This window comes from Actinomadura formosensis NBRC 14204, assembly GCF_001552155.1.
In the GTDB taxonomy this organism is placed as follows: domain Bacteria; phylum Actinomycetota; class Actinomycetes; order Streptosporangiales; family Streptosporangiaceae; genus Spirillospora; species Spirillospora formosensis.
Genome location: NZ_BCQQ01000095.1, coordinates 19,594 through 29,027, shown reverse-complemented (window position 1 = coordinate 29,027; position 9,434 = coordinate 19,594). Strand labels below are relative to the sequence as shown.

Here is a 9,434-nt window from a genome sequence, read left to right as displayed (position 1 = left end):
AACCCCTGCCAGAACCCCTACGTCTACGCCGACGGGCACATCGCCCACAAGAAATGCACGAAGTACAAGAACCGCGGACGCAAAGACCCGGGCGTGATCCACGCCGGCGACAAGGTGGTGAAGGCGTTCGCCTCGATCGGCTGGGGCTGGGGCGGCACCTGGAGCGGCGCCAAGGACTACCAGCACTTCTCCAGCTCAAGCGGGTGAGTGCTAGCTGAGCATCATGATCCCGACGGCGAGGACCGCGACGATCGCGACGACGGCGAGGACGCCGACGATCAGGCCCATGTTCGGGCCGGACTTCTGCGGCTGCGCCTGGCTGGCGAAGTTCTGGAACTGGTGAGTCGTGCCCGCCGGATCATTCGGTGTCTGCGACATGCGGAAGAGGGTAACGGATGCCTTCTGCCCAGGTCGGCCCCTTCGCGACGTTCCGGGGGCCCAAGGATCGCTCCCCTGGGCGGCATCGTGAGGGGTGAGCACCCTCCTCAACCCCGCAGCGGAGAGTGTGGGATTCGAACCCACGAGGACTGTCCCCAGCCCTGGGCGCTTTCAAGGCGCCTGCACTAGTCCACTATGCGAACTCTCCCGGTGGCCGGTCGCACATCGGCCATCGTCCACGATAGCGGTCATGGCCCGCTGCCTTCGACCGCGTATCCGGAGTTCAGCCGCCCTGCGGTTCCTCCGGGACGCGGTAGCCGGGGATGGACGGCCAGCGGACCGTCATGACGACCGACTCCTCCTCGGCCTCCCACGAGTGGTCGACGCCGCGTCCCCACACCACATAGTCGCCCTGTTCGGCGAGGACGACGTCGCGTCCCGGGAACTCCAGCCGGAACCGGCCGCTGATCAGCACGAGCAGGGCGGTGCGCTGCTCGCCGTCCGTCCACCGGGCACGGCGCTCTCCCCTGGCGTGGACGCCCCACTTGATCTCCACCGCGCCGCTGTGCCGCAGGTCGCCGGGCGGCTTGAAATGCCCGAGCAGCCACCCCCGGTCACCGGCCGCGTCCGGGCCCGCCTTCCCCACGTACAGGCCATCGCCGTCCATCACGGAACGCAACGCTAGCGTCCCGGCCCGGCGGAGCGTCAGGACGGCTGGGCGGGGCGCTGGAAGGCGAAGCCGTCACCGACGACGGCGGCCAGGGTGAGGTACGCCTCGCGCGTGGCGGGGGCGAGCTGCTCCAGCTCGACCTCGGCGCCCTCCTCCAGGTGGTCGTCGTAGGGGATGCGGACGACGGCCCGGCAGCGGCTCTCGAAGTGCGCCTGGAGCTTGTCGAGATCGACCTGGCTGCGGGTCCGGTTGCGGACCATCGACAGGACGACGACGCCGTTGCGGACGAGGTGCCCGTGGTCGTGGGCCTCCAGCCAGTCCAGGGTGGCGCTCGCGGACCGGGCGCCGTCCACCGACGGGGAGCTGACCAGGACGAGCTGGTCGGCGAGGCTCAGCACCCCCGCCATCGCCGAGTGCAGCAGCCCGGTGCCGCAGTCGGTGATGCAGACCGAGTAGTACTGCTCCAGGACGACGGCGACGGCGGCGTAGTCCTCGGCGCTGAACGCCTCGCTGACCGCCGGGTCGCGGTCGGACGCGAGGATCTCCAGCCGGGCCTCGTTCTGCGAGGTGAACGCGCGCACGTCCGCGTAGCGGTGGATGCGGTCACGGCTGTTCAGCAGGTCCCGGACGGTCGCGGCCGTCTCCAGCCTCACCTTGTCCGACAGCGTCCCGCGGTCGGGGTTGGCGTCCACCGCGATGACGCGGTCGCCGCGCAGCGACCCCAGCATCGAGCCGAGCCCGGTCGTGGTGGTCGTCTTTCCGACACCGCCCTTCAGCGACATGACCGCGACCCGGTGGTGCCCGCCGGCCACGGCCGTCCGCGCCCGGGCGATCAGGTCCTTGCGGCGCAGCTCGCCCTGCGACTCGCCGGGGTGGACGTTGCCCGCGGTCGCCTTGTAGACGGCGCGCCGCCACCCCGAGGACGGCGCGATGCGGCGCTCCCCCAGGAGGTTCTCGGAGCTGAGGCTGTCGGCGTCCTGCGGCTGCTGCGGCGGAGCGACATGGCCCGGCGGGATCATCTGCCCCTGCGGCCCGGCCGGGGGGTATCCGTACCCCTGGTAGGGCTGCCCCGTGTTCGGGTCGATGGGCATGTACGGCTGGCCGGTGCTGGGGTCGACCTGCTGGTACGGCTGGCCGCCCGCGTAGGGGTCGGCCAGCGGGAACGCCTGGGCGTTGGGGTCGGGTGCGTACGGTTGGCCCGTGCCAAGACCCGCGCCAGGACCCGCGCCGGGGTCGGACGGCGGGAACTGCTGCGCGCCCGCGTTCGGGTCGGCGGGCGGGGGCTGCTGGACGGCACCGTTCGCGTCCGGTGCGTACGGCCCGCCGGTGTTCGGGTCGGCGGGCGGGAATTCCCGGGCGCCCACGGTGGGGTCCGCCGGCGGGAACTGCGGGGCGCCGGGCGCAGGCGGCCGGCCGGTGTTCGGGTCGATCGGGGCGTAGGGCTGCCCGGACACGTCCGTGTCCTGCGGGTAGGGCTGCCCCGCCGGGTCGATCGGCTGGTACTGCGGGGGCGGGCCGTCCTGCTGCGCGTACTGGCCGGCCGGGTACGGCGGAAGCCGGTCGAGCGGCGGCGCGGCGTTCCCGTTCGCGTCGTGCGGCGGCTGCGGCTGCGGCTGCGGCTGGGCGTACGGCGGCTGCGGAACCTGGGACGGGTCGTAGGGCGGGTAGTACGGCGGCGGGAGCATGCCCGCGTCGAACGGCTGCGGCCCCGGGGGGCCCTCGTAGGGCGGGGGCTGCGGCGGGCCGAAGTTCTCCGGGGGCCCCTGGAACGCGGGTGGCGCGGCGAGCCAGGGATTGGCGTTCGGGTCGGCCTGCGGCTCCGGGGCGCCCTGGTAGGGCGGGGGCTGCGGCGGCGCGTTCTCCTGCTCGGCGGGCGCGGGCCGGGGCGCCGTTTCGCCCTCGGGGGACGGGGGGCCCGCCGTGTCGCCGCTCATCGCGTCCAGAGAGGCCAGGCGCTCCTCCAGAGAGCGCCCGTCGTGCTCGTTCCTCGCCACCGTTCTTCCCCCTAGGGCACGCCTCTGATGATCAACACGGTGCAGGTGGGCAAACCGATCCCCACGCAGGATACCCATCAGTCAATAGCACGCATCCCGCGCGTAGATCGACGTTGGGGCGGGATCGCGGGGGCCGGGCCGGGACACCGAACGCCCGGTAGCGTGATCGGTATGCATGCGATCGTGATCCGTGAGCCGGGCGGCGCCGACGTCCTGGAGTGGACGCGGGTCCCCGACCCGGAACCGAAGCCGGACGAGGTGCTGATCGAGGTGGCGGCGAGCGCGGTCAACCGCGCGGACGTCATGCAGCGGATGGGCTTCTACCCGCCGCCCGCGGACGCTCCCCCGTACCCGGGTCTTGAGGTGTCCGGACGGATCACGCGCCTGGGAACGGACGTGTCGGGCCTGAACGCCGGCGACGAGGTGTGCGCGCTGCTCGCCGGGGGAGGGTACGCCGAACGGGTCGCGGCGCCCGCCGCGCAGGTGCTCCCGGTGCCGCGCGGGGTGGACGTCGTGGAAGCGGCCGGACTCCCGGAGGTCGCGTGCACGGTGTGGTCGAACGTGTTCATGCTGGCCGGGCTGCGCGCGGGCGAGACCCTCCTCGCGCACGGCGGCGGCAGCGGCATCGGGACGTTCGCGATCCAGCTCGCCAAGGCGCGCGGCGCGCGGGTGGTGACGACCGTGGGCGGCCCGGAGAAGGCGGCGCGCTGCCGGGAACTCGGCGCCGACGTCGCCGTTGACTATCGCAAGGAGGACTTCGTCGACAGCGGACCCTACGACGTGATACTCGACCTGATCGGTGCGAAGTACCTGGCCCGCAACGTGGCGGCGCTCGCCACCGGCGGACGGCTGATGGTGATCGGCCTCCAGGGCGGCGCGAAGGCGGAGCTGGACCTCGGCAAGCTGCTGCGCAAGCGGGCACTGGTGCACGCGACGGCGCTGCGGTCCCGTCCGGCCGAGGAGAAGGCGGAGATCGTGGCCGGGGTCCGGGAGCACGTGTGGCCGCTGCTGGAGTCCGGGGAGGTCCGGCCGGTCATCGATCGGCGTTTCCCCATGTCGGAGGCGTCACGCGCGCACGAGCTGCTCGAAGAAAGCGGTCACGTCGGCAAGATCTTGTTGACCGTGTGAGGATGTGGAGTTTATGAGCGAGCCTTTGAAGAAGCAGCCGGAGCAGGAACCGCAGGTGCTCGTGGTCGGCCCGAACGGCATCACCATCGAAAGCGGTGGCGAGGGCGAGTCCGAGGGCAAGTCGGTGACCGAGATGGTCGAGCAGCCGGCGAAGGTCATGCGGATCGGCGGCATGATCCGCCAGCTCCTGGAGGAGGTCAAGGCCGCCCCGCTGGACGAGGCGAGCCGGGCCCGGCTGCGGGAGATCCACAAGTCGTCCATCAAGGAGCTGGAGGACGGCCTGGCGCCCGAGCTGGTGGCGGAGCTGGAGCGGCTTTCGCTGCCGTTCGCCGAGGGCACGGTGCCGAGCGAAGCGGAGCTTCGGATCGCCCAGGCGCAGCTCGTCGGCTGGCTGGAGGGCCTGTTCCACGGCATCCAGACGACGCTGTTCGCGCAGCAGATGGCGGCGCGGGCGCAGCTTGAGCAGATGCGGCGCGCCCTGCCCGCCGGGATGATGCCGCCCGGCGCCGAGGAGGAGCAGCAGCCGCCGAAGCACGGGCCGCGCTCGTCCGGGCCCTACCTGTAGGACGGATGCACCGGCCGCACCGCCGGGCTCCGGGGTGCGGCCGCCGTCACGGGTAGAGGCGCTCCAGGACCTCCGCCACACCGTCGTCGTCGTTGCGGGACGTCTTGTGCGTCACGGCGGCCAGCACCATCGGGTGCGCGTTCGCGACCCCGTACGAGGTGCCCGCCCAGGTGAGCATCGGCAGGTCGTTCGGCATGTCGCCGAACGCGGTCACGTCGCCGGCCCCGAACCCGTGCTCGGTGCAGAGGGCCGCGAGAGCACTCGCCTTGGTGACGCCGAGCGCGCTCATCTCCAGCAGGCCCCGCCCGGACGAGTGCGTCACGGTCACGAGATGCCCCACCGCCCGCGCGGCCTTCTCCGACAGCGTGTCGGGGTCGGCGTCCGGGTGGAACGCGAGCAGCTTGGTGCCAGGGCGGCTGACCAGTTCGTCGGCGTCCACGGGACGGCCGCCGAGCGCCTTCGCGTCCCAGCGGCCGAGGTCGTAGCTCGCCTCGAACACGAACCCGCTCGGGTGCTCCACCGCGAACCGCAGCTCCGGCGACAGGTCGCGGAGCCGCTCCACCGCCTCCGAGATCGCCTCGGCATGGATTTCCCGCGCGTGCAGGACGGTCTCGGTGTGCAGGTCGTACACCACGGCGCCGTTGGCGCAGATCGCGACGCCGTGATGGTCGACGGCCGTGGCGACCTCCGCCATCCAGCGCGGCGGCCGGCCGGTGACCATGACGAGCATCGCCCCGGCCCGCTCGACCCGGGCCAGGGCCTCCACGGTGCGGGCGGAGATCGTCCCGTCGGAGCGCACGATCGTTCCGTCGAGGTCGGTGGCGATCACGCGCGGCGAAGACTGGCTCATGTCACCTTCCTGGGCCGATGTCACAAACCCTAAGCGACGCCGGGCGTGCCGCCACCCCAGGGTCAGCGCTTGACCGGCTCCAGGACGTCCTGGCCGAGGAACTTCGCCAGCGCCTCCGGGACGCGCACCGACCCGTCCGCCCGCTGGTGGTTCTCCAGGATCGCCACCATCCAGCGGGTCGTCGCGAGCGTGCCGTTCAGCGTCGCGACCGGCTGGTTCCTGCCGTCGGCGTCCCGGTACCGGACCGCGAGCCGGCGCGCCTGGAACTCGGTGCAGTTGGACGTCGAGGTGACCTCGCGGTAGGTGTTCTGCGTCGGCACCCACGCCTCGCAGTCGTACTTGCGGGCCGCGCTGGAGCCGAGGTCGCCCGCCGCCACGTCGATCACCCGGTACGGGATCTCGACCTTGGCGAGCATCTCCTTCTCCCACTCCAGCAGCCGCAGGTGCTCGGCGTGCGAGTCGGCCGGGTCGCAGTAGGAGAACATCTCCACCTTGTCGAACTGGTGGACCCGGATGATGCCGCGCGTGTCCTTGCCGTAGGAGCCGGCCTCGCGGCGAAAGCACGACGACCACGCCACGTACCGCCGCGGCAGCTCGTCGATGATCTCGTTCATGTGGTACGCGGCGAGCGGCACCTCGGACGTCCCCACCAGGTACAGGTCGTCCTCCGGGAGCCGGTACACCTCCGCCGCGTGCGCGCCGAGGAACCCGGTGCCCTCCATCGCCTCCGGCTTCACCAGCACCGGCGGGTACATCGGGACGAACCCGGCGGCGACGGCCTGCTCCATGGCGAGGTTCAGCAGCGCGTACTGGAGCCGCGCACCCACGCCCGTCAGGTAGTAGAACCGCGCGCCGGACACCTTCGCGCCGCGTTCCATGTCGATGGCGCCGAGGCTCTCGCCCAGCTCCAGATGGTCCTTCGGCGCGAAGTCGAACACGGCCGGCTCGCCGACGTGCTCCAGGACGACGAAGTCCTGCTCGCCGCCGGGCGGGGCGCCGTCCTCGATGAGGTTCGGGACGCCCTTCGTGACCGCGTCGAGTTCCTCGCCGAGCCGGTCGGCCTCCGCCTCCCGCTCCTTGACCTGCTGCGCCAGCTCCTTCGCGCGGGCCAGCAGCGCGTCGCGCTCCTCGCCCTTCGCCTTGGACACCGACTTGCCGAAACTCTTCTGCTCCGCCCGCAACCGCTCGAACGACGTCAGCGCCGAGCGGCGCCTTTCGTCCAGGTCGAGCAGCCGGTCGACGACGCCGTCATCCTCACCGCGGGCGCGCTGCGAGGCGCGCAGCCGCTCGGGATCCTCTCGAAGAGCTCGCAGGTCGATCACAGAACCGAGGCTACCGGTCCGGCCCCGCGTCCGCGCACGAGTAACGCCGGTTCTACCGGGCGCCGCTCGCCAGCAGCGCGTGCGCGGGCAGCACGACCCTGCCGTCCGCGCCCGCGTGCGCGGAGACGACCGTGTCGTACTCGGCCTTGATCCGGGCGACGGTCTTCTCGTCCTGCCGTCCCACGATCACGCCGTTCGTGCCCACCCCGGACAGCGCGACCGCCTCCCACCACTCCTCGGGATCGACGACGTGCTCCCAGGTCACCTCCTCGACCGCCACATCGCCGAGCCCGGCCTCCGCCACCAGCCGCCGGAACTCCGCGGCCTCGCCGTACCGGGTGAACGGCGACTCGGGGATGTCGTCCGGCCACGCCACACCGGCCCGCTCGACCGCCTCCCGGACGACCCCGAGCGCCCCGCTGCCCGGCATCACCCAGCAGGTCAGCGCCAGCCGCCCGGCCGGCCGCAGCACCCGCCGCAGCGCACCGATCGCCACGCCCGGATCGCCGACGTGGTTGATGACGAAGTTGCCGGCGACGGCGTCGAACGTCCCGTCCGCGAACGGCACCTCCGGCAGGACGGCGACCCGCACGTCCAGCCCTGGAACGTTCCGGCTCGCCGTCTCGGCCATGCTCGCCTCGGCGTCCATCGCCGACACCGCGGCGCCGCGGCGGGCCGCCTCCAGCGCCACGAAGCCGGGGCCCGTGCCGACGTCGAGGAACCGCGTTCCGTCCGTCACGCCGGCCGCGTCCAGCAGCGGGCCGACCAGGTAACGGGTGAGCCGGGCGAACCCCCGCTCGTACGCGGGGGCGCGCCCGGCCCACAGGTCCCGCTCGTAAAGATCGAAGTCCATCGCCACGCAAGCAGCCTATGTCAGGTCATGTCAGCGCACGTCCACGTAGTCGCTCGGAGCGTTGGAGCCCAGGTAGCCGCTGCTCTCCCAGTACCGCGCCAGCCACGTCCCGTCCTTGTACGCCGTGAACGTCTTCTTGAACCACCCGTTGCTCGCCGTCTTCGCCACGGCCATCTTCGTCCACGTGGACGAGCCCGCCGGCTTGAAGTAGATGGAGACGGGCGCGTACGGCGCGGGGCCCGCCGTGTCACGGAAGCGGTACAGCAGCCCCTGGACCGTGATGGTCCCGCCCTTCTTCACCGGCTCGGGGGAGGCGTTGAAGTTGTACATCTGCGTCCGGTACTTGACGTCGACGTAGTCGGGCTGACTGACCGCCGGCGTGTTCAGCGCGCTGCCCGCGTACCGGGTCCGCCAATACCCGTCCTTCTTGACGGGCGTGGAGTTGTTGAAGGAGAAGTTCCCGGGCCGGGCCAGCGTCTGGGTCTGGACGCCCGTCCACGTCTTGCCGTCCGGGGAGAACTCCAGAACCACCGGCAGGTTCGTGGAGTTGGTCCAGTCCGGCTCGACGGTCAGCTGCCCGTTGGCGACGATCGAGTCACCGTAGGCAAGAGGCTCGGGATACGCGTTGAAGGTGCTGATCTTGGAGATGTTCCGGACGTTCAACGGCCCCAGGTCCACCTGGCCGCCGGTCAGGAATCCGGTGTCCGCCACCCGAGCGGTCACCGTGGCGGACGCTCCGGCGTTCCGGCCGGCCTTGAAGGGGGCACGGAACGTTCCGTCCGCCGCGGTCCGCACCGTCTGGGGCCGCGAGTCGGCCACTTCGGCGGGCACGTCGAACGTGACCTCGACGTCGGCCGCGGGGACGAGTCCCGTGGAGCCGCGCCGGACGACCTTGCCCTCCACGGCCATGTCCGTGTAGGGGGCCACGGTCGAGGCGGGCGTGAGCCGCGCGGTCGTCTCGGTGGCCTGCTTGTTGACGGTGAGCGGCGCGCTCCCGCTCGCCCCGCACAGCGCGTCCCGCCGGTCGACCTGGGCGCGGGCGCTCGCCACGCCGCTGTACTTCATCGCGAACGAGCCGTCCTCGCCCGCCGTCGCCTTCGGGGAGGTGACGGTCCCGTCGGGTGCCCGGTAGACCGGTCCGCCGACCTCCGCGCCCGGTGCCGGCTGCGGCGCGGATTCGCGGTCCTTCTGGATCATGACGCGGCCGCGGAGCGTCAGATCCGAGTTCTCGATGTCGATGACCCCGGGCGAGGCGGTGAGGTCGTCGAGGAGCGTCGTGTAGCAGTCGTAGAACCCGCTGTTCCGCGTGACCGTGGCCCCGTCCGCCGTGGTGATCACCACCTGGACGTAGGTCACGCCGGGGCGGGTCTCGATGTCGGGACGGAAGTCGGCCTTCCAGACGCCGTCGTTGTCCGTCCCCTCGGTCCGCTTGAGGTCGACGGTGGCGTAGGGCTCGGCGGTGGAGCTCTTGTAGCGCATCTTGGCCTGGACGCCCGTGACGCCGCTCGCGGACTGGGCGGTCAGCGTGAGCTTGACCACCCGGTCCTTGGCGAGATTGTCGAAGGCCAGCGTCAGACCGACGCCGGTCGCGTCCGCATGGGCGGTGCCGGGAGCGATGAGGGCGGAAGCCGCGAGGGCGAGGGTGGCGAGCAGGGCTGACGATCGGCGCAAGGG

At 71.9% G+C, this 9,434-nt stretch carries 10 protein-coding genes and 1 tRNA gene; 3 read left to right on the top strand and 8 right to left on the bottom strand.

Going from position 1 to position 9,434, the window contains the following annotated elements; translation table 11 throughout:
- The coding region (locus AF1_RS22790; protein ID WP_174548885.1) for a M15 family metallopeptidase at nucleotides 1-207 on the top strand (207 nt) is incomplete at its 5' end.
- 3 nt (nucleotides 208-210) lie between these two features.
- Here AF1_RS22790 and AF1_RS35295 read toward each other — a convergent pair.
- From AF1_RS35295 to AF1_RS36530, 4 genes are all read right to left on the bottom strand, one after another.
- Nucleotides 211-378: a hypothetical protein gene (locus tag AF1_RS35295; RefSeq protein WP_165488295.1), complete on the bottom strand. Its 168-nt coding sequence runs from the start codon at nucleotides 376-378 to the stop codon at nucleotides 211-213.
- 119 nt (nucleotides 379-497) lie between these two features.
- Nucleotides 498-586: transfer RNA gene (locus AF1_RS22785), tRNA-Ser, on the bottom strand.
- Nucleotides 587-661: 75 nt separating this feature from the next.
- Entirely contained in the window at nucleotides 662-1,045 is a 384-nt protein-coding gene (locus tag AF1_RS22780) for a cupin domain-containing protein (RefSeq protein WP_067802893.1), read from the bottom strand.
- A 38-nt stretch (nucleotides 1,046-1,083) separates the two neighbouring features.
- Nucleotides 1,084-3,042: a MinD/ParA family ATP-binding protein gene (locus tag AF1_RS36530; protein WP_242608558.1), complete on the bottom strand. Its 1,959-nt coding sequence runs from the start codon at nucleotides 3,040-3,042 to the stop codon at nucleotides 1,084-1,086.
- 171 nt (nucleotides 3,043-3,213) lie between these two features.
- Here AF1_RS36530 and AF1_RS22770 point away from each other — a divergent pair, with 171 nt between their 5' ends.
- Nucleotides 3,214-4,170: an NAD(P)H-quinone oxidoreductase gene (locus tag AF1_RS22770; RefSeq protein WP_067802889.1), complete on the top strand. Its 957-nt coding sequence runs from the start codon at nucleotides 3,214-3,216 to the stop codon at nucleotides 4,168-4,170.
- A 13-nt stretch (nucleotides 4,171-4,183) separates the two neighbouring features.
- A complete protein-coding gene (locus AF1_RS22765; RefSeq protein ID WP_067802885.1) occupies nucleotides 4,184-4,735 on the top strand; it encodes a bacterial proteasome activator family protein in 552 nt (183 codons plus the stop codon).
- 46 nt (nucleotides 4,736-4,781) lie between these two features.
- On the opposite strand, the gene AF1_RS22760 is transcribed toward AF1_RS22765, so the two are convergent.
- The 4 genes from AF1_RS22760 to AF1_RS22745 form a co-directional block, all read right to left on the bottom strand.
- A complete protein-coding gene (locus AF1_RS22760; RefSeq protein ID WP_067802881.1) occupies nucleotides 4,782-5,585 on the bottom strand; it encodes an HAD family hydrolase in 804 nt (267 codons plus the stop codon).
- A 62-nt stretch (nucleotides 5,586-5,647) separates the two neighbouring features.
- Nucleotides 5,648-6,907 carry a serine--tRNA ligase gene (gene serS / locus AF1_RS22755; protein ID WP_067802878.1) on the bottom strand — a complete coding sequence of 420 codons (1,260 nt, stop codon included), beginning with the start codon at nucleotides 6,905-6,907 and terminating at the stop codon, nucleotides 5,648-5,650.
- 52 nt (nucleotides 6,908-6,959) lie between these two features.
- Entirely contained in the window at nucleotides 6,960-7,760 is an 801-nt protein-coding gene (locus tag AF1_RS22750) for a class I SAM-dependent methyltransferase (protein ID WP_067802874.1), read from the bottom strand.
- A 30-nt stretch (nucleotides 7,761-7,790) separates the two neighbouring features.
- Nucleotides 7,791-9,431, bottom strand: coding sequence for a hypothetical protein (locus AF1_RS22745; RefSeq protein WP_067802871.1), 1,641 nt, complete (start codon nucleotides 9,429-9,431; stop codon nucleotides 7,791-7,793).
- Nucleotides 9,432-9,434: the final 3 nt, after the last annotated feature.

What these genes read in the sequence shown, in the direction of transcription:
- AF1_RS22780 (WP_067802893.1), bottom strand. Translation starts at nt 1,045, where the DNA reads ATGGACGGCGATGGCCTGTACGTGGGGAAGGCGGGCCCGGACGCGGCC.
- AF1_RS22760 (WP_067802881.1), bottom strand. Translation starts at nt 5,585, where the DNA reads ATGAGCCAGTCTTCGCCGCGCGTGATCGCCACCGACCTCGACGGAACG.
- AF1_RS22765 (WP_067802885.1), top strand. Translation starts at nt 4,184, where the DNA reads ATGAGCGAGCCTTTGAAGAAGCAGCCGGAGCAGGAACCGCAGGTGCTC.
- AF1_RS22750 (WP_067802874.1), bottom strand. Translation starts at nt 7,760, where the DNA reads ATGGACTTCGATCTTTACGAGCGGGACCTGTGGGCCGGGCGCGCCCCC.
- AF1_RS35295 (WP_165488295.1), bottom strand. Translation starts at nt 378, where the DNA reads ATGTCGCAGACACCGAATGATCCGGCGGGCACGACTCACCAGTTCCAG.
- AF1_RS22770 (WP_067802889.1), top strand. Translation starts at nt 3,214, where the DNA reads ATGCATGCGATCGTGATCCGTGAGCCGGGCGGCGCCGACGTCCTGGAG.